This window comes from Botrimarina sp. (assembly GCF_040219535.1).
Lineage (GTDB): Bacteria > Planctomycetota > Planctomycetia > Pirellulales > Lacipirellulaceae > Botrimarina.
This window is the reverse complement of record NZ_JAVJSH010000024.1, coordinates 17970-41046: the sequence shown is the minus strand read 5'-3', so window position 1 is coordinate 41046 and position 23077 is coordinate 17970. Positions and strand designations below refer to the sequence as shown.

The following is a 23077-nucleotide window of genomic DNA, read 5'->3' as shown; positions in this document are numbered from 1 at the left end:
TGGGCTACAAACCGGCGGAAAACTCGGCGACCTCCGCCCCGGCGCGGGTCACCAGCGCGCGACGCACGCGGGGGTCGGAGTCGGTCGAAAGGAATTGTACGGAACCGTCGAGCAACACGAAGTTGACCCCCTCGGGGTGGTCGCTGCGGAACGTCCGCAGCGAGGCCGAGGGCGCCCACTGGCGGTTGTTGTTGAACAGCTTCGGCGTGCTGTCGGCCATGTGGCCCCAGGCCAACACCCAATACCCCTGGGCCCAAGCGAACGCGCCGCCCTGGCCGGGGGCGGCCGGCTTGTCGACGCTCGGCAGGCGCTCCTTGTCGCCGAACGGGTAGTTGATCTCCCCCGCTAGCAAGGTCTTCGACGCGCCGTCGGTGATGTCCGACAGGCGCAGGTCGTACGGCTTCGTGGCGTCGACGTTGTCGAACGCGCCGTCGTTGATAAACGGCGTGTAGCTCGTTCTCGTCGAGATCAGGTAGCTGCCGTAGCCGTAGGGCTGGCCCTCGCCCGAGGGGCCCGCCGTCGGCGGCAGCATCGAGGGGCACACGTACACGGCGATCGCGCTGGTCGTCACGCCGCGGTTGACGGGGTCCGAGATCGGTCGAGAGATGTCGTACGTCGCGTAGAGCGCGGACTCCTCCAGGTAGGGCAGCAGCAAGACCAGCGTGCTGCCGTGGTCTTCGGTCGCGTGCACCGCGCCGGCCTTTGGGGGCGGCAGGCGGTGGTGGGCGTCGTGGTAGAGCGTCGTCGCGACGCCGAGCTGGCGGAGGTTGCTCCGGCACAGGCACCGGCGGGCGGTCTCGCGCGCCGCTTGCACCGCGGGGAGCAACAGGGCGAGCAGGATGCCGACGATCGCGATGACCACCAGCAACTCGACCAGGGTGAAAGCGGCCCGAGCCTTGCTGTTCATGGTCGCCCCCTCCGCGAACTGGTGAACCCAAGCGGGCCGGCGAGAACCCAACCAGCCAAAGCGGCCAAGAGCGTGGCCGCGCCGCGCGGCTCGGGCGCCGCCACCGCGGCCGACGCCCCGGGCTGCGCGTCGCGCCAGACCGTGTAGTCCGCCGCGTCGACGAGGCCGTCGCGGTTGCCGTCGGCGCCCACGCCGGGCGGCGCCGCCACCTGCCCATAGGCGCTGGCCCACGCCGCGTAGTCTGCGCCGGTGATGTCGCCGTCGGCGTTGTAATCGCCCGCGACCGGCAGCACGCTGACGTCGAGCGTGAGAGTGGGCGCCTCGCCGCCGGCGAACACGCCGACCGACTCCTTGGTGTACCACTGCGGGTACGCCCCACCGCCGGGAGCGCCTTGCTCACCGGCCGGGTGGAGCGACGAGAGAAAGAAACCCACGGCGCCTTCGGCGAGCGACCGCCGCAGGTAGTCCCCGACGCCCGGCTGGCTCAGGTCGATGTCAAAAGTGAACGTCGTGTCGTTCGCGATCGGATCGCCCTCTCCGAGGCTGGCGGCGCCAATCGCCCAAGGCGTCGCAGCGAAGGGATCGGTCTGGCCGCCCGGCGCGGTCGCGCTGAAGCCGCCGGTCGGGTTGTTCGACACGTCGGCGAAGCCGCCGGCCGCGTCGCCGACGATCGGGTACGCCACGTAGCCGCCGTCCGTCGCGGAGTAAACCGGCGTGGCTTCATTGAAGCCCTGGCCCCCAGCGGCGGCGCCGAGGGCGAACCCCTCGTAGCCGTCGCGGAAGCCCACGCCGAACAGCTCCATCGGCTGCTGGGAGTCGATCCCCTGCCCGAGCGCGTCGGCTAGAAGCCCCTCGGGAGTGACCGCTTGTCCGCTGTACGGGAGCGTGCCGGTGCTCCCGCTTTGGACCCGCGCCGTGACCCGCGCCGCGTGGACGACGTAGCGGCTCGGGTCCAGCCCCGCGGCGACCCGGCCGCTCGTCTGGAAAGCCACCAACAACGACCCAAGCCGGGCGGGCGCTCGCTGGTCGCTGAGCTGGAACGCCGTCGCGTCGCTGTCGACCGACATACCGCCGAAGCTCGGCGCCAGCACGCGCGACCCGCCGCCGAAGCCATTCACGTAGGCCCACGTGTCGAGCGCCGGCTCGCTCCAGTGGGCCTCCTCCCCGCAGCAGACCGCCGCCGACACGACGGCGCCGCCGATGACGAGCGCCGGCAGCCGCCGGGGGGTGGTTCCTCCAACCGCTTTGCTCATTGCATTCCCATCTAGAAGTCTGCGGGCGGCGGGCCTATCTCAACGGGGGCGAAGCGCGGCGCCGATCAACGCGGCGCCTAGCGCGAGCACGCCCGAGGTCGGCTCGGGCGTAGCGATCGCGTCGTCCGCGGCGTAGCCGGTTGGTGACCAGACGGCGTCGATCACGAAGCGGTCGAACGAGGTGAAGCTCATCGGGCCGCTCGCCATCGAAAAGCCGAGCGCCTCGCCGACGCCGGGCAACTCGTACTTCACGAACAACTGCCCCGCGCCGGCCGCGTTGACGGTTTGGAGGACCGTCTTCGGCGCGACGCCGGCGATCGGGCCGAACTGGATGCCGACGCCCCAGTCGCCGAACAGCGTGATGGCTTGGACGATCACCGTGGTGAAGCCGTTTCCGTCGGCGCCCTCGGCGACGAACGACACGTCTTCCGCCACCGAGCCGCCGCCGGAGTAGTAGTTCAGGCTCCCCGACTGGTGGTCCTCGCCGTTGGTCGTGACGAACGATCCGGACCCGGAGCCGATGTCCGGCGTCGCGTCATCGATGACCGCCGCCCCCGGCGCGCCGAACGTGTCCCAGCCCAGGTGGGTCGAAGAGTCGCCGCCGCGGAACGAGGGCACAAACAGGTCGGTCGCCGTGGCGAGGTCGAAGGTCTCTGCCGGCGCCTGGCAGGCGAGCAAAGCGGCCACGAGCAGGGTGAGTAGGCATCGCATCGAGTCGGTTCTTTCCCTTCGCCATCATCGCAATGGCGCTAGTTGGTCGGCGGCTCCACAACACGCGGAGCTTGGTGGGGTAAACGCACGGCCCGCAGGCCGGCGTGAGAGAGACCGCCCAGCACTGGGGGGGGCGGCTCACGAGAACAGCTGGGCCTCCTGTGGGGTCGCGCAGGCACGGAGTGGGCTTGGCGTCGCGCGGGTCCCCCGCGGCGACGACACAGCTCCCGTTGGCTGGCGATGACCCCCCTCCAGGCGGCTCAAAATCGAGCGCCCCGGAGGCGGCCTAGCTGGCGAAGGGATGCGACTCGTGTAAGAATCGCTGGCATCTTGTGTTGCGACTGAGTCGCAGGAGCGTTAAGTTACCGACACAGGGATTAAACGCAACCCCACCTGCATAAAAATTTCCGAGAGTCCAGCAGCGTGCCAAATCCCCCGCAAATTGCGATCGAAAACTGCGGGCCCACCTGCGTGCCGGTGAAGCCGGCCAACTGCCCGACCGGGGCGACCCTCGCGCGCAGCGTCACGTCGAAGGACCTGTTCGGCGAAGCCCGGATCGTGTTCATCCAGCACGGCGGCGAGCAGTACCGACTCATCGTGACGAAGAACGACAAGCTGATCCTGCAGAAGTAGGCGCTTCGGCCCATCGTCTGCTGGTCGCGCGGCGACGCGCTTTAGCCAGCCGCGGCGACCGCTTCGCGGGCGATTTGCAGCTCTTCGTTCGCCTGCACGACGAGCACCGCGGTAGGGCTCGTGTTGCTTTGGATCGCCCTGTCGCCGGAGGCCGCCTCGTTCGCCGCGGCGTCGAGTTCAACGCCGAACACCGCCAGGCGCTCGCAGACGCCGCGCCGGACCGTCGCGCTGTTCTCCCCGACGCCCGCCGTGAACACCAAGGCGTCCAAGCGCCCCAATGCGGTCGCGTAGGCCCCGACGAACGAAGCCGCTCGGTACGTGTACATGTCCAGCGCGAGCGCGGCGTCGGAGTCGCCCTCGGCGGCGCGTTGCTCGATCTGACGCATGTCGGCCGTCCCGGCCAAGCCGGCCAAGCCGCTTTCGCGGTTGAGCAGCCGGTCGACGTCGTCGGCGCTCCGGCCCAGTTCGCGTTGCAGGTACAGCACCACGCCGGGGTCGAGGTTCCCGCAGCGCGTCGCCATGACGAGCCCTTCCAGTGGCGTGAGGCCCATCGACGTGTCGATCGAGCGCCCCCCGTCGACCGCGCAGGCGCTGGCGCCGGCGCCGAGGTGGAGGACGACGGTCTTCAGTTCTTGCAGCGGGCGGCCGATCAACTCGGCCGCGCGACGGCTCGCCCAGCGGTGCGACGAGCCGTGGAACCCATAGCGCCGCACGCCGTGCTCGGCGCAGAGCTTGGCCGGCAGCGCGTAGCGAGCCGCGTGGGGCGGCATCGTGTGGTGGAAGGCCGTGTCGAACACCGCCACGTGCCGCGCGTCGGCGAAGCGACGGCGCGCCTCGGCGACGCCGATCAGGTTGGGCGGGTTGTGCAGCGGGGCGAGCGGGCTCAGCCGGTCGATCTGCTCGATCGACTCCTCGTCGAGCACCGCCGGTTCGCGAAACCGCTCGCCGCCGTGAACAAAGCGGTGGGCGACGATGTCGGGCCCCTCGCCGCCGAGCAGGCCGCTCGCCAGCAGTCGCTCGCAGGCCGCCTCCACCGCGGCGGAGTGCCCGCCGGCGTCGATCGAGCGGCTCTCGGTGTCCTGGCCGGGAGTGGCGAAGCGGAGCGTCGCGTCGCTCGAGCCAATCGGTTCCACCGCGCCGCGGCACAGCTCGATCTCTTCGGGCCACTGCAGCAGCCGGAACTTAAGCGACGAGCTCCCGCAGTTGAAAACCAGCACGCGCTTCCGCGGCGGCGGGGCGGCGTCGCTCGGGGCGTGCGGCGGTTGCGGCGATCGGGTCACGCGTCCTGGGCCTGGATAGCGGTGATAGCGACGGTGTTGACGATGTCGGCCACGGTGCAGCCGCGGCTCAGGTCGTTGACGGGCTTCTTGAGCCCCTGTAGCACGGGGCCGATCGCCACCGCGCCGGCCGACCTTTGCACGGCCTTGTAGGTGTTGTTACCCGAATCGAGGTCGGGGAACACGAAAACGGTCGCGTGGCCGGCGACCTGGCTGCCGGGCAGCTTGGTCTTGGCCACCGACGCGTCGACCGCCGCGTCGTACTGGATCGGGCCCTCGATCGACAGGTCGGGCCGCCGCTCGCGCGCCAGGCGGGTCGCTTCGCGCACCTTCTCGACGGCCTCCCCCTCGCCGGACGCGCCGGTCGAGTAAGAGAGCATCGCCACCCGCGGCTCGACGCCGAAGCGCCGGGCGGTCTCGGCGGAGCTGATCGCGATGTCGGCCAGCTGCTCGGGGTTCGGGTCGGGGTTCACCGCGCAGTCGCCGTAGACCAGCACCCGGTCGGGCAAGCACATCAGGAACACGCTCGACACGATCGAGCATCCCTCCACCGTGCGGATGATCTGCAGCGCCGGCCGGATCGTCTGGGCCGTCGTGTGCGCGGCCCCAGAGACCATGCCGTGGGCGTCGCCGAGTTGGACCATCATCGTGCCGAAGTAGTTGACCTCGGCAAGCTGGTCGTACGCCGCCTCGGGCGTGACGCCCTTGTGCTTGCGGAGCCGGTTGAGCTCGTCGGCGTACCGCTGCCGGTCGGCCGACTCGGCCGGGTCGATGACTTCCGCCTGCGACAGGTCAAGTCCCAACGCGGCGGCGCGGGCCTTGATCGCCGGAGCCGGCCCCAGCAGCACGAGCTTCGCCACGCGGCGCTCGATCAACTCGGCCGCGGCGCGGAGCACGCGGTCGTCGGTCCCCTCGGGCAGCACGATGGTCTTCTCGGCGCGGCGCGCGCGGTCGATGAGGTCGTACTCGAACATCAGCGGGGTGACCCGCCCCGAGCGGCTCACCGCGATCCGCTCGGCGAGCAGGTCGCCATCGACGCTCCGCTCGAACGCGCCCAGCGCGGCCGCGATCTTGCGGGCGTTCTCCGGCTCGATCAGGGGCCGCACCCTCTGAACGGCGGTGGCCGCGTTGTACGTGTCGCCCTCGACAAGCAGCACCGGCGGGAGACACTCCCGCATCCCCTTCAGCAGCCGCTCGACGACCGGCGAGGGCTCCAGGCCCCCCGACAGCAACACGGCGGCGACTTTGGGGAACCCGTCGGAGATCAGCGTGCACGCGGCACCCAGCAGGATGTCGGAGCGGTCCCCCGGCGTGATCACCAGGCAGCCGTCGGTTACACGCTCGAGCCAATTCGGCAGCTGCATCGCCGCGACCAGCGTCGAGGCGACGTCGCGCTGGGCCGTGTCGCCCGGGTCGTGCAACCAGCGAGCGCCGACCGCTTCGGCGATCTGCGACAGCGTGGGCCGCGCGAGCGACGGCTCTTCGGGGACCACGAACAGCGGGCAGCCGTCGATCCCGCCACAACCGACCGAGCCGCTGTCGAGCTCGCTGCGGACGGCGGCGACCTCGGCGCTGTCGACACGGTTCAGGATCGCGGCGATGACGACGTCGCCCTGCTCGGAGAACGCCGCCAGCGCCGACCTGAGCGACCGCACGACCTCCCCGGCGCGCTTCCCAACCCCGCTGCCCACCACCAGCGCGGGGCAGCCCAGGTGGACCGCCAGCCGGGCGTTGAAGTCGAATTCGAACGCCGCGCCGGCGCTCGTGTAGTCGGTCCCCTCGCAGAGGACGAAGTCGGACTCCGCCGCGAGGCGGCGGAACCGGTCCAGCACCCGCTTGAGTAGCTCGTCTTCGTCGCCCTCGGAAAGCAGCCGCTCGGCCGTCGCGCGGTCCACCCCGCCCATCTGCTCGATCGGCGCGGCCAGGCGGTACCGCTGGCGGGCCAGGCGCAGGCGGCGGTCGGTGGCGGGGTCGCCGTCGTGGATCGGCCGGAAGTACGCCAGCCGCTCGACCCGCCGCGACAACAGCTCCATCACGCCGAGCACCACCAGCGACTTGCCGCTCTGCGGCTCCCAGGCGGCGACATACGCGGCGTTCGACACAGGGGGTTTCCAAAGAACGGGGTGCGAGGGGTCCGCCGCGTATTGTCACCGGTTGCGGCCGGCGCCTCTAGGCAGGTCGGTAGGCGCACGGGGCCCGATCCCGCAGACTGCTCGCATCCGGCGACGACCCGGTCGGCCCAACCTAGTCCTCCAACCCACGAGCCCGATGCCCGCCCCGCCGATCCTGCTGAGCGGCTTCGCCGACGAGGCGTCCGCCTCCAAGCGTCTGGAAGAGCAACTCGCCGCGATGGCCGCTCTGGGGCTCCGCCGCTGCACGCTGCGGTTCGTCGACGTCGGCTCGGGCGTGAAGAACGTCATGGAGTTGTCCGCGCGCGAGGTGTCCGCCGTGGTCAAGGCGCTGGGCGACTTCGGGCTGCAGGTGGCGACCCTCGGCTCGCCGATCGGTAAGGTCAAGCTCCGCGACGTCGACGACGGCACGAACAACCGCTACGTGCCGTTTCAGAAGTACCTGAAGTCCGATGTCGCGAAGGCCTGCGACCTGGCCTCCGCGCTCGGCACCCGCTTGGTGCGGGGGTTCTCGTTCTACCACCCCAAAGGGACCGCGCCCGAGGAGCACCTCGACGCGGTGGTCGAGCAGCTCGGCCAGATCGCCGAGGCCTGCGCCGCGCAGGACCTGGTGTTCGGCCTCGAGGTCGAGGCGAACCTCGTCGGGCAGACGGGCCACCTGCTGCGGCAGATCCACAGGAAGGTCGGCCACCCGGCGCTGGTGCTCATCTACGACGTGGGCAACCTGCTGACCCAGGGCTACTCGCCCGACGAGACCTTCACCGAGTACGAGGCGATGAAGCCCGGCCTCGGCTGGATCCACATCAAGGACTACCGCCCGCTGAAGACCGACAGCCGCGGCGGCCACATCGACGAGGAGGCCCTCTCCGACTACCGGCCGGTCGGCCGCGGGAGCGGCGTGTACGAGCGCGTGCTGCGCGACGTGGCCGAGGACGGCGCGGGCCTGCTGCGACGGTCGAAGAAGATTGGCCTGCCGGGCGTGCTGCTCGACCTCGAGCCCCACGTGCGCGGCGGCGGCCAGTTCGGCGGCTTCAGCGGCCCCGACGGGATGGGCGTCGCGCTGCGGTCGCTGTGCGACCTGCTAGGCTACCTGGGCCTCGGCCACGACATCAAAACCGCCGACGACCTGCTCAAAACCTGAGCGACCCCGCCGTGCCATGCAGGCGTCGCGTCAGCGGCCTGCCTCCTCAACACGACACGAGTCCCACGACACGAGCGATCCGATCATGACCAAGCACCGCATCGGGATTGTCGGCGTCGGCGCGATCGCCGGCATGCACGCTCTGGCAATCCGCGACCTCGAGAACGCCGAGCTGGTTGCTTTCTCTAACGGCACCGAGCCCCGGATGAGCGACTTCCAGAAGGAGCACGGCGGCCAGGCCTTCGACACGTTCCAGGAGATGCTCGACTCGGGCCTCTGCGACGTGGTCACCATCTGCACGCCCAGCGGCGCGCACCTGGAGCCTTCCGTGGCGGCGCTGGAGCGCGGCGTGCACGTGCTGTGCGAGAAGCCCCTCGAGATCAACCTCGAGCGTGCGGGGAAGATGATCGCCGCCGAGAGCGCGTCGTCGGCGACGCTCGGCGGGATCTTCCCGCAGCGGTTCAGCCCGGTCGTCCAGGCCGTGCACGCGGCGGCCGCCGGCGGTCGGCTCGGCACGCTGGCCGCGGCCAACGCGTACGTCCCCTGGTGGCGCCCCGACTCGTACTACGGGCCCAACCGCTGGCAGGGCACCAAGCAGCTCGACGGCGGCGGCGCGCTCATCAACCAGTCGATCCACGCGATCGACACCGTCCTGTGGCTGGCGGCCGCCGCCGGGGCCGGCGCCCCGGTCGAGGCCTTCGGCTATTCCGGCATGCTCTGCCACGACCCCCAGCACATCGAGACCGAGGACTGCGCCGCGGCCGCCGTGCGGTTCGAGAGCGGCGCGATGGGCGTCGTGTTCGGCACGACCGCCATGTGGCCCGGCGGCGCGATGCGGTTCCACCTCGGCGGCCGCGACGGCACGATCGAGCTGCACGAGAAAGAGCTCGTGACCTTCGCGTTCCGCGACGAGCGGGCCGAAGACAAGCAACTGCTCGAAAGGTATGGCAAGGCGGTCGGCGCCGGCGGCGCCGCCGACCCGATGGCGATCGACTACTCGAACCACACCCGGAACCTCGCCGACTTCTTGGCCGCCATCGACGAGGGCCGCCCGTCGTCGGTCAGCGCGGCCGAAGCGTGGAAGGCGCTGGCGCTGATCCGGGCGGTCTACGAATCGGCCCAGAGCGGCCAGCCGGTGAAGGTAAAACCCGCGCCGGTGTGAGCGAAGCGAAGCCTCGCCGCCGCTACCGACTCGGACCGATCCCGCTTCCTTGACGCGCCCCCCATGATCCCTCTAGCGGAAGCCGTTACGAACTCCGTCGCGCGGTCGGGCATCGGGCTCGGCGCGGCGATCGCGGTCGTTTGCTCGTGGGAGCGGAACCGCTCGATTCTCTGGGCGATCCTGGCGGGCCTGCTCTCTTGGTTCTACGTGATCTACTTCGCGATCACCCGCCGGCCGGACGAGCGGAAGCCCTAGCGCCTTGCCGGCACGCGTCCCCCCCGCCCGATCCCCGACAGGGAAGCCGGCGCGGTAGCCTGCGTCAATCGGCGGCCGGCAGCGGCTTGTCGCCCTTGCGGCGGAACACCAGCGCCAACAGGATCAGCGCCGCCGCGCACCCGGAGCCCAACAGCGGCGCCTTGTTGCCGATGCTCACGCACGCGCCGATCGTGGCCAGCAGCACGGCGAGACCGAGCACGAGATTGATCGTGACGCGCCAGCCGCCGGTCGGCGTGGCGGCGCCGAGCACGCGGCGGTTGTTCATCAGCATGATGAACGTCACGTAGGCGATCGGCAGCAAGACCATGCCGAAGACTGAGGTCGGCACCGCGAGGTAGAACATGGCCTTCGTCCACACGAAGGGGGCGATCGCGCCGAACACCAGCGGCACGAGCGCGCCGGCGAAGTGGAGCTTGCCCCGGTGCGGCGCGCCGAGCACCTCGGTGACCACGTACCCGTTGATGAGCATCAGCACCACGATGGTCGACAGCGCCATAGCGAGAACGCCGATGCCGAACACGTACTGGGCGAACTCGTCGCCGACCAGCGGCTGGAGCGCCTCGGCGAGGTCGTCCGAGTCGCGTTCGACGAGGATCGCCGCCATCCGCTTGTCGGCGTCGGGCAGCGCCGCGCGCCGCTGGGCGATCGCGCCGTCTTGCTTCCAAGCGGCCACGTCCCCGACGCCGTGCTCGGAGGCCAGCCGTTGGTCCAGCAGGTCGAGGTAGGCCGCCGCCGCCTTGCCGCTAGCGACCTCGCCGGCCGCTGCGGGCGTCGGCTCGGTGGCGACGAGCGCCTCGTTGTAGCGGCCGTGGAACTGGGCGGCCGAGGCCATCACCACGCAACTGGTCGCGATCAAGAAGGGCACGAAGAGCCCGATCGACAGGTCGTACACCGCCAGCCCCCGGAAACTGCGGTCCCAGCCCCGGTCCAGCAGCGAGTTCGGGAGCAAGAAGGTCATGTTGATGCCGACCGCCGTCGCGGCGGCGGTGAGCATCACGTCGGTGCGTTTGCCTTGGATCAGGTCGACCCAGAATCCAGAGGCCTCGCCGGTGGCCGCGATCCCGTCGCGCAACGCCGCGGGCGGAGCGGAGATCGTTTGCCAGTCGGGGAGGAAGCCCGCGAGCACGGCGCCCCAGTCGATCCCCCCTTCGGCCACGCCCGAGAGCTTCACGACGACGCCGATAAAGCTCAGCACGATCACGCCCACAAGCAGCTTGAGCACGGCTTCGAAGACCTTCATTCCGCTGCCGCCGCGCTCGTAGGAGATGATCGTCAGCAGCGCGACAACCGCGATCCCGGCCACCGCGATCTGCTTCCCCGTGCCGCCGGCTAGGACCTCGGGCAGCAGGTTCTGCTGCAGCGCGGCGGTCCCCAACGCGAACTGCGGCAAGCACCACACGACGTTCGCCATCAGCGTGGCGATCGCCCACGCCCAGCCGAGCACCGGGTTCACCTCGTCGACGACCAACCGGAACGGGCGGCGGCCCGTCGACAGCGTGACGTAAGCGATCGCGGCCAGCATCGCCACGCCCATCAGCATCGCCAGCGGCTGCAGCCACATCAGGCCGTAGCCCGCCAGCACGCCCAAGTACAGCCCGCCCGCCAACGAGCCGCCGCCCAGCGTGATCGCGCTCTGCAGCCACCCGGGCCCCGACAAACGCGTGTACGTGGCCGCCTTGGCGAGGGGGCCTTTGCCGGCGACCGATTCGACCGCGCGGCGGTCTCGCTCTAGACGCGTCGACTCTTCTGACATGCTCAGCAACAGTGGGGGACAAGGGCGCAAAGACGAGAAAGCGTTACACTAAGCGACCGCCGCCCGGAACGCTAGGAACGCCCAACCGCCCGTTTGTCGCCGCCCCATTCGCCGCCCCATGAAGTTCGCGATCTGCAACGAGACGTTCCAAGACCTACCCCTCGCCGAGGGTTTCGCTCTGGCCGGGCAGATCGGTTACGAGGGGATCGAGCTCGCCCCCTTCACGCTTGGCGACCCCGCCGCGGCCGGCGGCCGCGAGTTGCACGACATCCGCGACCTCTCCGCCAGCCGCCGCAAAGAGATCCGCGCCGCGGCCGACGACGCGGGGCTCGAGGTGGTCGGGCTGCACTGGTTGCTCGCCAAGACCGAGGGCCTGCACCTGACCACGCCCGACCCGCCGGTGCTCCACGCCACGGCCGAGTACCTCTGCGCGCTGGCGGAGTGCTGCGGCGACCTGGGCGGCCGCGTTCTCGTGCTGGGGTCTCCGCAACAACGCAACCTGCAGCCCGGCGTGACCCGGGAACAAGCGACCGACAACGCCGCCGAGGTGCTGCGGGCCGTCACGCCGGTTTGCGAAGACCGCGGGGTGGTCTTGGCGCTGGAGCCGCTGGGGCCCGCCGAGGGGGACTTCCTCAACACGGCCGCCGAGGCGATCGCCCTGGCCGAGCGCGTCGACTCGCCCGCGTGCCGCCTGCACCTGGACGTCAAAGCGATGGCGAGCGAGCCACGCGCCATCGAGGACGTCATCCGCCAGAGCATCGCCTGGACCGAGCACTTCCACGCCAACGACCCGAACCTGCTCGGCCCGGGCATGGGCGAGGTCGACTTCGGCTCGGTCGCCCGCACGCTCCAAGAGACCCTCTACGACAAGTGGGTGTCGGTCGAGGTGTTCCGCTACGAGCCCTCCGGCGAAGCGATCGCGCGGCAGAGCCTGGCGAACCTCAGGTCGGCGTTCGCATGAGCGGCCGGCGCCGCGCCGAGCGCGGGGCGGCGTCCGCCCGGGTGCTCGTTCTTATTGGCGTCTTGGCAGTCGCAATCGGCTTGGCGAGGGTGGCCAGCGACCGTGCCGATTTCGGCCCACGCAAGAAGCCGCTGGTCGTTTATTGTGCGGCCGGCCTCCGGACCGCTGTCGAGCAAGTCCTCGCGCGGTACGAAGCCGACCGCGGCGAGACCACCGCCTTGCAACTAGGGCCCAGCGGCGCCCTCGAGGCTCAGATCCGCCTGTCCGGCAAAGGCGACCTTTACCTGCCGGCGGCGGCCGAGCCCTTCTTGTCGCGGCTGCAGAGCGACGGACTCGTCGGCGACGTGCTCCCCATCGCCCGGATGCGGCTGGTGCTCGCCTACTCGCCGCGGGTCGCGGAGCGGCCGCGTTCGATCTCCGAACTGCTGGATTCGTCCCTCGACGTGGGCGTGTGCAACGTCCAGGCAGCGGCTGGGCTGAAGACCAAGGAAGCGCTCGCGGCGGTCGGGCTCTGGGACCGGCTGGAACGCTCGGCGACCGCCTCGCTGCCGACGGTCACCGAGCTGGCCGAGGCCGTTCGCGACGGTGGCCGGCTCGAGGCCGGGATCGTTTGGGACACCACCGCCCGCCAGTTCGGCCTGCCGCTGGTGGAGCCACCCGAGTTGGCCGAGGCCCACGCCATCGTCGGCGTCGGCGTGCTTTCTAGCAGCTCCGATCCGTCGGCTGCTCAGCGGCTGGCGCGCTACCTGGCCGCGCCGGACGGGGGGCGGCCGATGTTCGCGGAGCACGGGTTCGCCGGACTCCGGCCGCGGCGAGAGGAAGCCACTCCCGCGCGAGCCTCGCTCCATCCGACGGGGCTCAATCCGACGGGGCTCAATCCGCCGGGGCTCAAGCCGTCCACAGGCCCAGCGCCGGGTTCTTGACGAAGTAGAACGGCCGGCCGTCGTCGGCGTCGTGCCAGCCGTCGCGGGTTTCGGGCGTGATCTTGAAGGCGGCGACGGCTTGGTCGTGGTCGGCCCAGTCGTATCCCGCACCGGTGACCTCCTCCCGCGACAAGCCGCTGCCGGTCGCGTACGTGACCCGGAAGCGCCCCTCCGTGGAGCCGTGGATCAGGTGGGCCGCGGCCGAGAGGTTCGTCTTCAATTCGGCGTCGGCCTCCAGCGCGGCGAGCGTGGCGGGCGTGCCGCGGTAGCCGTGTTTGCGGATCAGGCGGTCGATCTGGGCGTCTTCGCCGAAGGTGTCGACGGCCGGCGCGAGCACGATCAGCTCGCCGCCGTCGGCCATCGCCTTGCGTGTGCGGTAGATCGCCTTGTTGCCGAGCCAGGTCGACGTGAACTCCTCCGGATCGAGCCAAACCACGGCGCGCTCGATCGGCCGATCGACGCGGGTGATGTTCTTCTCGGCCGCGATCGCCGCCGCCCAGGTGAAGCACGCTTTGCCCTCGCCGGCGGCGACCGCCGAGAGCGCGGGGCCTTGCTGCGTGTCTTCGACGACGGTCAGCACGAACCTCACGTCGGCGCGGGGCCGCACGTGGTCGTAGAAGCCCTCGTCCACCAGCCGCCGGACCGGCGTGTCGGCGACGCCCAGCACGTTCTCGATCCCGCAAACCGCGCCCAAGAAATGCGACTGGTGCAGCATCGCGCCGCCGCCGGCGCCGATGCAGACGTTCTTCGAGTGGTTCGCGAAGCCGATCACCTCGTGCGGCACGACCTGGCCGATCGACAACACGAGGTCGTGCTCGCCCGACACGATCCGACGGTTGACCGCCACCTCGACCGCGTCCGTCATCCGCCCGCCGGACAGCTCGGCGAGCCGCTCGCCGGGGATCACGCCGACCGGCGAGAGGTCGTTCCGCCAGTCGTGCGGCAAGAAACGATCCAGCGGGACCGTGTCCCCGAACATCATCCGCAGCTGGTGGGGCTTCATCGGGTGGTGCGTGCCCAGCGCGGGCATCACGTCGACCGCGACTCGATCGCCGAGCGCCTCGTACAGCCGCGCCGTGATTTTTCCCGCCTGCGAGTGCAGCCGCGTGTGGTCGGGCGGCAGCAGCAACAGGCGCTCGACGCCCGGCTTTAGCACCCACTGGTCGGCGATCCGCTCGACGGCGTCTTGCAGGTCGCAATCGGACAGGCACGCGCCGGGCTGGCGGTCGGCGAGCAGCGAGGGGCGGTCGGCGGGGGCGGTGTCGGCCATGGGCTGGCGCGGGGGCGATGAGCTGTGGGGGGAGCGGCGCCGCGGGGCGGTGGCGTCGTCGCTCGATTGCGTACAGACTATCCGCTTTCGGCCGCGATGGGTAAGCGCCGGGCGCCGCTAGTCTGAGGGAGTCTCCGGGATGTCATCGAATTTTGATCTCGCTTCACGGGTCGCGGTCGTCGTTGGGGGGACCGGCACGCTCGGCGGCGCGATGGCCCACGCCCTGGGCGCCGCCGGCGCGAAGGTGGCCGTGTGCGGCCGCAACGCCGAGCGCGGCGGAGAGCGGGTCGCGGAGCTCGAGAAGGCCGGCGTGACCGCTGGGTTCTTCCCGGTCGACGCGCTCGACGCGGGCTCCGTGGCCGAAGCCGCCGAGCAGATCGAGTCGGACCTCGGCCCCGTGCACGCCCTGGTGAACGCGGCCGGCGGCAACCGGCCCGACGCCACCCTCGCCCCCGGCGCCGACTTCTGCGACCTGTCGCAGCAGGCGTGGCGCGACGTGTTCGACCTGAACCTCGTCGGCGGGTCGCTGCTGCCGAGCCAGGCGTTCGGCCGCGCGATGGTCCGGCGCGGCGCCGGGTCGATCATCAACATCGCGTCGATGAGCGGCATGATCCCGCTGTCGCGCGTGGTAGCGTACAGCGCGGCCAAGGCGGCCGTCCTGAACCTCACTCAGTTCTTGGCCCGCGAATGGGCCGAGAAGGGGGTGCGCGTGAACGCCATCAGCCCCGGCTTCTTCCCCGCCGACCAGAACCGCCGCCTGCTGATGAACGACGACGGCTCCTACACGGAGCGCGGCGAGCAGATCATCAACCACACCCCGATGCGGCGGTTCGGCCGCGCCGAGGAGCTCGGCGGGGCCGTCGTGTGGCTCGCGTCGGACGGGGCATCGTTCGTGACCGGCCAGAACATCGTGGTCGACGGCGGCTTCTCGTCGACGACGATTTAGCGGCTCACTTGAAGCCCTCTTTGCGCATCACGCTCTGGGCCTCGAGCGTCGTGCCGGACAGGAACCACGGCGTCGGGCTCCACGACACGTCCGCGAAGTCGACCGACAGCCGCACGGTGATCAGGTCGCCCGCCTCGGCGGTGGTCGGGTCGGGCGCGACCGACGCCGCGACGCCCGGCACCGACGCGCCGGCCGCGTAGTTGACGGCGGCCGTCTGCGCGCTGCTGCCGGTGCCGGTCAGCGTGGCCGCTTCCCGGGCGCCAACCCGCGACGCGTTCACCAGCACCTGCTGGACCATCAACGCCCGGCCGATCTCGATGCAGCCCAGCACCATCATGAAGAACAGCGGGGCGACGATCGCGAACTCCACGGCCGCGGCGCCGGTGCGCTGTTGGGCCGGCGGGCGGCGGCGCCGGATTGGGGGTTGGGCAGCCATGGCGGACTCGGTGGCGAGTTAGGTGCGGGGCGTGAGCCGCGGCGGGTTACTGGATGAGGACAACCGGCGAGAACACGAAGTTGCTGGAGCCGGCCTTCCCGGACTGGATCACTCCCTCGGAGAGCACCGGCGCCATCTGGATGGTCACGTGCTTCTTCTTCATCGGGCCGGTGAGCTTGACGTCCATGATGCGGATGCCCTGCCAGCGGACGATCGTGTAGATCGCGTTGTTCCCGGGCCCGTTCACCTCGCGGAAGATCGGGATCACCCGCGGCTCGCCGCGGATGGCCGCCAACTCGTCTTTGACGCCCGCGCTGATGCCGGTGTCGCCGTTGAGCGTGAGCTCGCCGTTGTGGTCGAGCGCCAGGGGTTTGCCCAGCGCGGCGAGGTCGCCGTCGCTCACGCCCTGGAGGATCTGGCGGGCGATGTCGTTCGTGCTGTTGTTCGACCCGCCGATGTCGACGGTGCCGCGGTTGCCGGGCGAGCCGGTATCCTGCGGGTAGAGATTCACCTCGGGCTTGCCGTCGGGGCCGGGGTAGACCAGGCCGGACGACTCGTCGTAGGTCCACGAGTCGTCGCCGGCGCCGGCCAGCCACGCGTCGTGCGTCGGCACGTCGAGCGTGAACGGGAGCAGGTCGAGATTCTTCCCGCTCGAGGGCGCCTCGAAGCCGCCCACGTCGCGGACGAGGCCGGCCATGGCCTCCGCCTCGAGCGACGTGCTGTGCAAGCCGAACACGGCCGCGAAGAACAGCGGCGCTTCGCCGTTGAGGGTTCCGTCGCGGCGGATCTTCACCTTCGCGACGTTGAAGAGATCTCGGTAGGCGGTGTCCATCTGCGCGGGGTTCCTCAGGTCGGGCACGTAGCCGAAGACCAGGTCGCCCGTCGCCGAGTTGCCGCTGTTCTGGTTGATCTCCGGCGGGAGGTTGGCCACCTCGTTGCCCGACGCGACCGACGCCGCCGAGGCCCGGCCCGACACGTCGCAGTCAATCTGCGCCTCGCCGTCGGCCAGCTTCTGCGCGTACTCCCACACGGCCGCCATCGCGGCCGCGTCGGCGGTGCGCTGCATCTCCTCCTTGACCGACAGCAGGTACCCGATGTCGACGCTGAAGGCCACCATGCCCAGCATCACGATCGAGAAGAAAGCGGCCAGCACCGTGACCGTGCCACGGCGCCCGGCGGGGCCGCGCCGGTGGGCTTTGAAGGGGGTGACCATGTCGGCCTCGGAGGTGAGAGATGCAGGGCGGTTCTAGGGCGGCAAGAGCGGTCGTTCCGTACGCGGGGGCTGGGGGTCCTTCTTACGGATCGAGGTCGGCGTCGATGTCGATCGGGGCGACCATCTCGTTGAATTCCTCCTCGCCGGCGAACCGCCACTGGAGTTTCTCGAGAATCAACGAAGACACGCGGTTGCCGGCGTAGCCGATCCCGCTCTCGGTTAGAGAGACCGCCGGCAGGTACGCGTTGAGCCGATCGACCCCCGCGTCGACCCGCAGCCGCAGGTCGCCGCTCGCAGCGAACGACCCCCAAGACTGCGAAGTACCGTCGAGCACCTCGAACACGACCTCGCCGCCATCGATCGACATCCGCTGCTTCCACCTGACGGTCTCGCCGTCGTGGTGCAGCGGCGACGTCGTCGGCGCGTTCGCGTGGTCGGATGCGGTGTCGCCGGTCCAGTGCTGCACCTGCACCCCGCCGGCGCCGAACTCCGGCGACGACCAGTGGTTGAGCGCGACGATGAAGTAGTCGGTCTCCGTGTCGCCGGTCGGCGACATGACCATCGTCACCTGCGGCGCGCTGATGTTCGTCTCGGGGCCGCCCACCGACAGCGACCAGTGCTCGATGATCTCGACCACGTCGGCCCCATGGGCCGAGGCCGCCGTCGCGAGCAGTGCGACCGGCAGCACGAGGAAGTGCGCGACACACGCGAGGGGCGACCTGGCCATCGAGGCTCTCCCGATAAGGGGCGGACCCGCAGCCGCAGAGTAGCGATGAGGAGCGGCGGTCCCACCGGGGTGGGCTCGCCCGCGTCGGGCAGGCGGCGGGTGCGCCCTGCCTAATTGAAACCGTAGCTCGCTCCCGAGGAGCGGGCCGGCGGATTCCTAGATTTCTTGCCCACGCTCGTCGGCGCCGCGCGTCGGCGGCGCGCTCCCGATCGGCGCGTTCTCGATCCGCGCCTGCATCGCGTTGAAGGCGTCGGCGAACTCTTGCCAGTAATCGCCGTCGCGGAACCGCAGGGTCTCGACCGTCTCGCCCGCGGCGACGCGCCGCATCGACTCGCGCAGGCGGACCATCGGGCCCGCGAAGCGGTGGGTGAAGCGCACGAGGTCGTACAACACGATCGGCAAGAGCAACCCGGACACGACGACCGAGATCACCAGGCAGGTCAGCACGCCGCGCAGCAGCTCCGGCGACCTCACCAACGCCCCCACGCCGGGGGCGAGGAACACCCACCCGATGACCGTCAGCATCGCGACGACCGTCACGCTCACGGCCCAGTACCGCGCCGCGCGCGCGATGAGGGCGCCTTGGACCTTGCGATCGACGTACAAACGCTTCCGCAGATGCCGCTTGGACACGACTGCATCCTCGGGGGTTGGAGTGCCTCGGCCGCCCGCCGCCCGAGCGGCGGGGCCCGCAGATGCAAGCGTAGCTCACCGCCCGAGGGCGGCAGCCGACGCCGGGCCGCTGCGGCGCAGCCCCTTCCAACAACCTTCCCGATTCACGAGCGCGGCGCAGCGGCGCCGCTGTCGCGGCAAGCCGAGTTCAGCTCTCGATCTCGTAGCCCTTGCGGTACTCCCGCTCGAGGAGCTCGTCGGCCTTCGGGTCGTCGACGAACCGCTCGCTGACCGGGTCGAAGGTGAGCTTGCGGCCCAGCCGGAGGGCGATGTTCGACACGTGGCACACCGTCAGGTTGCGGTGGTGCGACGCGACGTCGGAGATCGGCTTCTCGCGGGTCTTCACGCACTGCATGAAGTTCTTCATGTGGGCGCCGCCCCGCGCTTCGTGCGACTCGTCGTCGGAGAGCTTGGCCGGATCGACCGAGTCCCCCAGGAACTCCTCGAAGACCGACTCGGGGAGCGGGTTCTCCTTAAGCTCCTCGGCCGGCTTGCCCGTCAGCTTGCCGCGGTTGACAAAGAACCGACCGTCCTCGCACTCGAACATGATGCCGTTGCCGAAGTCGAGCCGCTGGGAGTAGTCGACGATGTCGAGCTCGACGCCGTCCTCGAAGACGATGTGCACGTCGAAGTTCGTCGCCGTGTTGAAGCGGTCGTCGTCCTTCGGGTACCCGTTCTCGTCCATCTCGATGGGGTGGCTCACGCGGCGCGGCTCGATCGTGTAGCGACCGATCGACGCGTCCGACTTGTCGAGGGCCCACATGCCGATGTCCACGTGGTGCGCGCCCCAGTCGGTGAGCTTGCCGCCGGCGTACTCGTACCACCAGCGGAAGTGCGCGTGGCACCGGCTGTAGGGGTGCTCGCTCCCGTAGCCGCCCTCCGGCAGGGAGGGCGCCTCGCGGTAGTCGGCCCACGGAGCGGGGCCGAGCCAGCGGTTCCAGTTCAGCTCGCCCGGGGGGCCGACCATCGGCAGCGGGTCGCAGCTCGGCGAGTCGTTGATGCCGCAGGTCACCCGCTTCACCTTGCCGACCCGCTCGGCCCGCGCCAACGCGACCGCCGTCTGGAACTGGCCGCCCGACCGCTGCTGCGTGCCCACCTGCATGACCCGCTTCGTCCGGTCCAGGGCCGCCAAGATACGCCGGCCCTCGGCCACGTGGTGCGTGAGCGGCTTCTCGCAGTAGACGTCCTTGCCGGCCAGGAGCGCCTCGATCGCGATCTTCGTGTGCCAGTGGTCGGGCGTGGCGATGACGACCACGTCGATGTCCGACCGGTCCAAGATACGGCGGTAGTCCTCGCACAGGTCGTACCGCGGCGCCGCCACACCGTGCGACTCGTACGCGCTGTCGAGCTTGCCGGCCGCGTTGCGGAGCTGCCGGCCGTCGACGTCGCACAGGGCGGCCGCGGGGCCGAACCGGATGGCGTCGGTCACCAGGCTCTCGTAGCGGATCCCCGTCCCGATGAACGCGCACACCGGCCGCTCGTTCGCGCTCTTGTAGCCGCTCGCCCAACCCGTCCGTGTGGTCGCGAGCGCCGCGGCCGCTGCGGACGTCTGAAGGAATTGGCGGCGGGTCGCGGTGGGAGCTTGATGCTTTGCCATAGGTCGGATTGCGCTGAGGCCTGGGTCTCTCTTAAGTCGCGGAAAAGGCGGCGTCGGCCGCTTCGGTGCGGGGCGTCGCCCCACACCTACGATCGCTCGCCGGCGCACCGAAGAAAAGGCCCCTCCGGGCGAAACCCGCCCAAATCGCGCGCCGGTAGCTGTTCTTTATGGCGCCCCGCGACGCGGCTAGGCGCTGCGGAGTGCCGCTTCGACCCGACGGATCGTTTCCCCCAAGTCCCCCACGGAGAGTCGTGTCGGGGTGGGCGAGGCCAACAACCGCTCGACGCGGCGGTGGGCCGAGATCACCGTGCTGTGGCTCTTCCGCCCGAAGTGGTCGCCGATCTCGCTCCACGCCGCGCCGGTCATTTTCCGGGCGAGCCACATGGCGAGCATCCGCGGCTCGGTAACGGACTTGGTCCGCTTGTCCGAGCGGAGCGTCCTGGCGTCGACGCCGAACACGCCGCAAACGGCGCGCTGGATGTCGCCCAGCCGCACCGGCGGAGTCGACAAGCGGTTGGAGTCGTCCGCCACTTGTTCCGCTAGGCGTTCGTCGAGCGGCAGGCCGAGGGTCTGGTGCAGCAGGGCCATCCGGTTGACCGCGCCGCGTGCTTCGCGGCCACCGCCGATCAGCCGGCACGCCAGGGCCTTGGCCGCGTGTGGCGGGAGGTCCAGCCCGGCCCCTTCGGCCGCGCGGCGCACGAGCTCTTCGCGGACGCTCGGGTGCGGCATCGTCAGCTCGACGGGCAGCCCGCCCGCCAGCCGCGAAGCCAACTCGGGGCCCAGGTCGCGCAGCTCGCCGGGGCCCCGGTCGGCCGCCATCACGACGGTCCCCCCGCGCTCGGCGTACGCGTCGACCGTTTGGCGGAACTCCTCGATCGTGCGGGCTTTGCCGGCGAGGTGCTGCAAGTCGTCGACCAGCAGCCACTGGCCCTCGGCGTACCGCGTGCGGAAGGCGGCCATGCCGTCGCCGCGCGCCGCCTCGACGAAGCCGCGGAGGAATTGCTCGGCGCCGATCGCCACGACCCGCCGCCGCCGCCGGCGTCCCGCTTCGGCGAGCGCACGGAGCAGGTGCGACTTGCCGACGCCGGCCGGCCCCCACAGCAGCGTCGGGCTCGGCACGGGCCCGCCAGCCAAGAGCCGGCGGCAAAGGTGCGTCGCGGCCGCGTTGCACGGCCCCTCGACCCATCCTGCCAACGCTTCGGGCCGCGACTGGGCCGCAGCGGCTGACTGGTGTGCGGCGGACTGGCGTGCGGTGGCCTCCGGCGGCGCGGCCGGCGGTTGGGCTTCCTCTCGGGCAAGCGGGGCCTGCCGTTGTGGGGAGCCCTTCCGCACAGCAAGGCCTTCGCCCACTTTGCCGAGAGATGTCGCGGCAGCGGGCTCGAGCCCGGGCGACGCCGGCTGGTCACGCAGCGCGACCGCGAAGTCGACCACCGAGGCCTCGTTCAGCGTCAGGCGCGCCGTCGCCTGGAGGTCTTCTAGGAACTGCTTGCGGACGAGGCCCAACTCGAACGCCGACGGCGCGGTGAGCCGGACTTTCGGAGGATTCCCTTCGTCCGGTTGTTCCACGGCGATCCCGACCGTTCCTTCGAACCAAGTTGCAAAGCGGTGCTCGCCGATCCGGCGTCGCAAACCTTCGCGGTACTGATCTCGCAACGCCGCGACGCTTTCGCAAACGCCTTCCATGCATCGCCTTCCGTGTGCTTTTCCTACACCACCCCGTTGCGCCCGGCCAAGGGCCTGACGCAATGTCCCCGCGTCCGCTCGGGCGCGCTCGCAGCCGGAGCGGTCGGCAGTTGCCGTCTTGGCAATCGTCGACCGCATGACCGCGCGGCCTCGGCGTAGGAGCCTAGCCACGCCATGGGCTGCAAGAAACCGGCGGCGAGACCGGGCGGAGTCGCCCGCCCCGCCATTCGATAAACGCATCCCGGCGAGCTGCCGGGGCGCCTCGTTTCACCCGAGGGGGCTGATTCTAGAGCCGACAGCACTGCTGTCAAACGCGCGGCGAACGACGGGGGATAACCGATCGCTCGCGCGGCCTTAACCGGACTTTAATCCGAACGCCGCTAGTCAAATGGCGTTGTCGACAACGCGATTCGCTCCGCCGACGTGGAGTGCAAAGCGCTGCGTCGGCGCCCGGTGACTCACCGTCGCTCGGCGCTACGCACGAGGACCAACCGCTGCGTCCAAGCGACGAAGCCGGCCGCTTCGTACACGCGTTTCGCCGGCGTGTTCGCTCGGTCCACCGCGACCATCAAGTGCTCCGCGCCGATCGCGGCCGCGCGTCGCACCGCCTCGGCCACCAGCGCCTTGCCGAGGCCCCTGCCCCGCCCCCGGCGCGACAGCCCCATGTAGACCAGTTCCGCTTGGTCCGATGCCGGGTGCTCGGCAAGGATCAACACGCCGACGTCGCCTTGGGCGTCGGCAGCGACGAGCCAGTTCTCCGGGTCGTAGCTCCCCGTCGCGCGGTAGCCCGTGAGCACGTCGTCCAGGCGCCGGGCCTCGCCCAAGCCGGGGCAGTCGAGGCTCTCTTCGTAGGTCTGCTGGACAACCCGCTTGAGCCGCTCGTAGCCGGCCTCGCTGAGCGACTCGAACCGCAGCTCGGCGCCGTCGCTGCGGAGCGACTCGCTGCCGGAGGGCAGGCTCCGGCCCAGGTACTCGAGCGTCGCGATTCGGCGGAAGCCGGCCGCCGCCAACGAAGCGCAGCGGGGGTCGGCCTCGTCCTCCAACAGCGCCTGAATCAGGCCGACTCCGGCGGCGTCGCACGCGTCGGTCACGACCCTGAGCATCCGGACCTCGTCGGCGGTCGCGCCCTCGGGTCGGCGCGTCCGCCATTCGGGTGGCCAGAGGGCCGCAATCTTGCCAGGCGACGGCTGCGCCCATGCGGCGGCTGCCAAGCGGCCTCGCCGCTCCAGTACGACGAGGCCATCCAGCGGCCCGAGCGGATGGCTCTGAGGGCGCCCGACAGCGTCTAGCAATTGGCCGCGGTTCTCGGCCGGCAGCGACCGCAGCGCAAGCGCGATCGCGGCGTGCTGCTCGTCGACAGCCGCCACTCGGACGCGCGACGCCGAGCTCTCCGCGGGCATTGCAGCA

Annotated in this window: 21 protein-coding genes; 7 read left to right on the top strand and 14 right to left on the bottom strand. The window is 70.6% G+C overall.

Going from position 1 to position 23077, the window contains the following annotated elements:
• Nucleotides 1-4: 4 nt before the first annotated feature.
• From RIC11_RS14125 to RIC11_RS14115, 3 genes are read right to left on the bottom strand one after another with little or no spacing between them, the layout of a single operon-like run.
• Nucleotides 5-907, bottom strand: coding sequence for a DUF1559 family PulG-like putative transporter (locus RIC11_RS14125; protein WP_350212374.1), 903 nt, complete (start codon nt 905-907; stop codon nt 5-7).
• Nucleotides 904-2160, bottom strand: a complete 1257-nt coding sequence (locus RIC11_RS14120; protein WP_350212372.1) for a hypothetical protein — start codon at nt 2158-2160, stop codon at nt 904-906. Before RIC11_RS14120 ends, RIC11_RS14125 begins: the two co-directional genes overlap by 4 nt.
• A 39-nt stretch (nt 2161-2199) precedes the next feature.
• Nucleotides 2200-2871: a hypothetical protein gene (locus RIC11_RS14115; protein ID WP_350212370.1), complete on the bottom strand. Its 672-nt coding sequence runs from the start codon at nt 2869-2871 to the stop codon at nt 2200-2202.
• 423 nt (nt 2872-3294) lie between these two features.
• Between RIC11_RS14115 and hemP the strand changes: the two genes are divergently transcribed.
• The gene (gene hemP, locus RIC11_RS14110) at nt 3295-3504 is read left to right on the top strand and encodes a hemin uptake protein HemP (protein ID WP_350212368.1); all 210 of its coding nucleotides are present in this window, start codon (nt 3295-3297) and stop codon (nt 3502-3504) included.
• 41 nt (nt 3505-3545) lie between these two features.
• Here the strand turns inward: hemP and RIC11_RS14105 are convergent, their stop codons facing one another.
• Both RIC11_RS14105 and pta read right to left on the bottom strand, forming a co-directional pair.
• The gene (locus RIC11_RS14105) at nt 3546-4784 is read right to left on the bottom strand and encodes an acetate/propionate family kinase (protein ID WP_350212365.1); all 1239 of its coding nucleotides are present in this window, start codon (nt 4782-4784) and stop codon (nt 3546-3548) included.
• Nucleotides 4781-6883: a phosphate acetyltransferase gene (gene pta, locus RIC11_RS14100; protein WP_350212363.1), complete on the bottom strand. Its 2103-nt coding sequence runs from the start codon at nt 6881-6883 to the stop codon at nt 4781-4783. The genes RIC11_RS14105 and pta overlap by 4 nt, the downstream gene beginning before the upstream one ends.
• A 166-nt stretch (nt 6884-7049) precedes the next feature.
• On the opposite strand from pta, the gene RIC11_RS14095 reads away from it, so the two are divergent.
• The 3 genes from RIC11_RS14095 (at nt 7050) to RIC11_RS14085 (ending at nt 9468) form a co-directional block, all read left to right on the top strand.
• Nucleotides 7050-8051 (top strand): sugar phosphate isomerase/epimerase family protein, encoded by a 1002-nt coding sequence (locus RIC11_RS14095; RefSeq protein ID WP_350212361.1) that lies wholly within the window; start codon nt 7050-7052, stop codon nt 8049-8051.
• 85 nt (nt 8052-8136) lie between these two features.
• Nucleotides 8137-9213 carry a Gfo/Idh/MocA family protein gene (locus tag RIC11_RS14090; protein WP_350212359.1) on the top strand — a complete coding sequence of 359 codons (1077 nt, stop codon included), beginning with the start codon at nt 8137-8139 and terminating at the stop codon, nt 9211-9213.
• A 63-nt stretch (nt 9214-9276) separates the two neighbouring features.
• The gene (locus RIC11_RS14085; protein ID WP_350212357.1) at nt 9277-9468 is read left to right on the top strand and encodes a hypothetical protein; all 192 of its coding nucleotides are present in this window, start codon (nt 9277-9279) and stop codon (nt 9466-9468) included.
• Between the two features lie 64 nt (nt 9469-9532).
• Here the strand turns inward: RIC11_RS14085 and RIC11_RS14080 are convergent, their stop codons facing one another.
• A complete protein-coding gene (locus RIC11_RS14080; RefSeq protein WP_350212355.1) occupies nt 9533-11242 on the bottom strand; it encodes a divalent metal cation transporter in 1710 nt (569 codons plus the stop codon).
• A gap of 118 nt (nt 11243-11360) precedes the next feature.
• Between RIC11_RS14080 and RIC11_RS14075 the strand changes: the two genes are divergently transcribed.
• Both RIC11_RS14075 and RIC11_RS14070 read left to right on the top strand, forming a co-directional pair.
• Nucleotides 11361-12203, top strand: a complete 843-nt coding sequence (locus tag RIC11_RS14075; protein ID WP_350212352.1) for a sugar phosphate isomerase/epimerase family protein — start codon at nt 11361-11363, stop codon at nt 12201-12203.
• Nucleotides 12204-12292: 89 nt separating this feature from the next.
• On the top strand, nt 12293-13126 hold the full coding sequence (locus tag RIC11_RS14070) for a substrate-binding domain-containing protein (RefSeq protein WP_350212350.1): 834 nt from the start codon (nt 12293-12295) through the stop codon (nt 13124-13126).
• On the opposite strand, the gene RIC11_RS14065 is transcribed toward RIC11_RS14070, so the two are convergent.
• Complete coding sequence (locus tag RIC11_RS14065) at nt 13092-14396, bottom strand: nickel-dependent putative hexonate epimerase (protein WP_350212347.1); 1305 nt, start codon at nt 14394-14396, stop codon at nt 13092-13094. The genes RIC11_RS14070 and RIC11_RS14065 overlap by 35 nt on opposite strands.
• A 139-nt stretch (nt 14397-14535) precedes the next feature.
• On the opposite strand from RIC11_RS14065, the gene RIC11_RS14060 reads away from it, so the two are divergent.
• Entirely contained in the window at nt 14536-15342 is an 807-nt protein-coding gene (locus RIC11_RS14060) for an SDR family oxidoreductase (protein ID WP_350212339.1), read from the top strand.
• Between the two features lie 4 nt (nt 15343-15346).
• Here RIC11_RS14060 and RIC11_RS14055 read toward each other — a convergent pair whose 3' ends face one another.
• The 7 genes from RIC11_RS14055 to RIC11_RS14025 form a co-directional block, all read right to left on the bottom strand.
• Nucleotides 15347-15778 carry a TadE/TadG family type IV pilus assembly protein gene (locus tag RIC11_RS14055; RefSeq protein WP_350212337.1) on the bottom strand — a complete coding sequence of 144 codons (432 nt, stop codon included), beginning with the start codon at nt 15776-15778 and terminating at the stop codon, nt 15347-15349.
• A 46-nt stretch (nt 15779-15824) separates the two neighbouring features.
• Nucleotides 15825-16991, bottom strand: coding sequence for a pilus assembly protein TadG-related protein (locus tag RIC11_RS14050; protein ID WP_350212335.1), 1167 nt, complete (start codon nt 16989-16991; stop codon nt 15825-15827).
• An 82-nt stretch (nt 16992-17073) separates the two neighbouring features.
• Nucleotides 17074-17718 (bottom strand): hypothetical protein, encoded by a 645-nt coding sequence (locus tag RIC11_RS14045; protein ID WP_350212333.1) that lies wholly within the window; start codon nt 17716-17718, stop codon nt 17074-17076.
• 156 nt (nt 17719-17874) lie between these two features.
• Entirely contained in the window at nt 17875-18351 is a 477-nt protein-coding gene (locus RIC11_RS14040) for a hypothetical protein (RefSeq protein ID WP_350212331.1), read from the bottom strand.
• A 187-nt stretch (nt 18352-18538) separates the two neighbouring features.
• Nucleotides 18539-19987 carry a Gfo/Idh/MocA family protein gene (locus RIC11_RS14035; RefSeq protein ID WP_350212329.1) on the bottom strand — a complete coding sequence of 483 codons (1449 nt, stop codon included), beginning with the start codon at nt 19985-19987 and terminating at the stop codon, nt 18539-18541.
• A 186-nt stretch (nt 19988-20173) separates the two neighbouring features.
• Nucleotides 20174-21670, bottom strand: a complete 1497-nt coding sequence (locus RIC11_RS14030; protein ID WP_350212327.1) for a DnaA ATPase domain-containing protein — start codon at nt 21668-21670, stop codon at nt 20174-20176.
• A 458-nt stretch (nt 21671-22128) separates the two neighbouring features.
• A complete protein-coding gene (locus tag RIC11_RS14025) occupies nt 22129-23070 on the bottom strand; it encodes a GNAT family N-acetyltransferase (protein ID WP_350212325.1) in 942 nt (313 codons plus the stop codon).
• Nucleotides 23071-23077: the final 7 nt, after the last annotated feature.

What these genes read in the sequence shown, in the direction of transcription:
- RIC11_RS14125 (WP_350212374.1), bottom strand. Translation starts at nt 907, where the DNA reads ATGAACAGCAAGGCTCGGGCCGCTTTCACCCTGGTCGAGTTGCTGGTG.
- RIC11_RS14120 (WP_350212372.1), bottom strand. Translation starts at nt 2,160, where the DNA reads ATGAGCAAAGCGGTTGGAGGAACCACCCCCCGGCGGCTGCCGGCGCTC.
- RIC11_RS14115 (WP_350212370.1), bottom strand. Translation starts at nt 2,871, where the DNA reads ATGCGATGCCTACTCACCCTGCTCGTGGCCGCTTTGCTCGCCTGCCAG.
- RIC11_RS14095 (WP_350212361.1), top strand. Translation starts at nt 7,050, where the DNA reads ATGCCCGCCCCGCCGATCCTGCTGAGCGGCTTCGCCGACGAGGCGTCC.
- RIC11_RS14090 (WP_350212359.1), top strand. Translation starts at nt 8,137, where the DNA reads ATGACCAAGCACCGCATCGGGATTGTCGGCGTCGGCGCGATCGCCGGC.
- RIC11_RS14085 (WP_350212357.1), top strand. Translation starts at nt 9,277, where the DNA reads ATGATCCCTCTAGCGGAAGCCGTTACGAACTCCGTCGCGCGGTCGGGC.
- RIC11_RS14080 (WP_350212355.1), bottom strand. Translation starts at nt 11,242, where the DNA reads ATGTCAGAAGAGTCGACGCGTCTAGAGCGAGACCGCCGCGCGGTCGAA.
- RIC11_RS14075 (WP_350212352.1), top strand. Translation starts at nt 11,361, where the DNA reads ATGAAGTTCGCGATCTGCAACGAGACGTTCCAAGACCTACCCCTCGCC.
- RIC11_RS14065 (WP_350212347.1), bottom strand. Translation starts at nt 14,396, where the DNA reads ATGGCCGACACCGCCCCCGCCGACCGCCCCTCGCTGCTCGCCGACCGC.
- RIC11_RS14060 (WP_350212339.1), top strand. Translation starts at nt 14,536, where the DNA reads ATGTCATCGAATTTTGATCTCGCTTCACGGGTCGCGGTCGTCGTTGGG.
- RIC11_RS14055 (WP_350212337.1), bottom strand. Translation starts at nt 15,778, where the DNA reads ATGGCTGCCCAACCCCCAATCCGGCGCCGCCGCCCGCCGGCCCAACAG.
- RIC11_RS14050 (WP_350212335.1), bottom strand. Translation starts at nt 16,991, where the DNA reads ATGGTCACCCCCTTCAAAGCCCACCGGCGCGGCCCCGCCGGGCGCCGT.
- RIC11_RS14045 (WP_350212333.1), bottom strand. Translation starts at nt 17,718, where the DNA reads ATGGCCAGGTCGCCCCTCGCGTGTGTCGCGCACTTCCTCGTGCTGCCG.
- RIC11_RS14035 (WP_350212329.1), bottom strand. Translation starts at nt 19,987, where the DNA reads ATGGCAAAGCATCAAGCTCCCACCGCGACCCGCCGCCAATTCCTTCAG.
- RIC11_RS14030 (WP_350212327.1), bottom strand. Translation starts at nt 21,670, where the DNA reads ATGGAAGGCGTTTGCGAAAGCGTCGCGGCGTTGCGAGATCAGTACCGC.
- RIC11_RS14025 (WP_350212325.1), bottom strand. Translation starts at nt 23,070, where the DNA reads ATGCCCGCGGAGAGCTCGGCGTCGCGCGTCCGAGTGGCGGCTGTCGAC.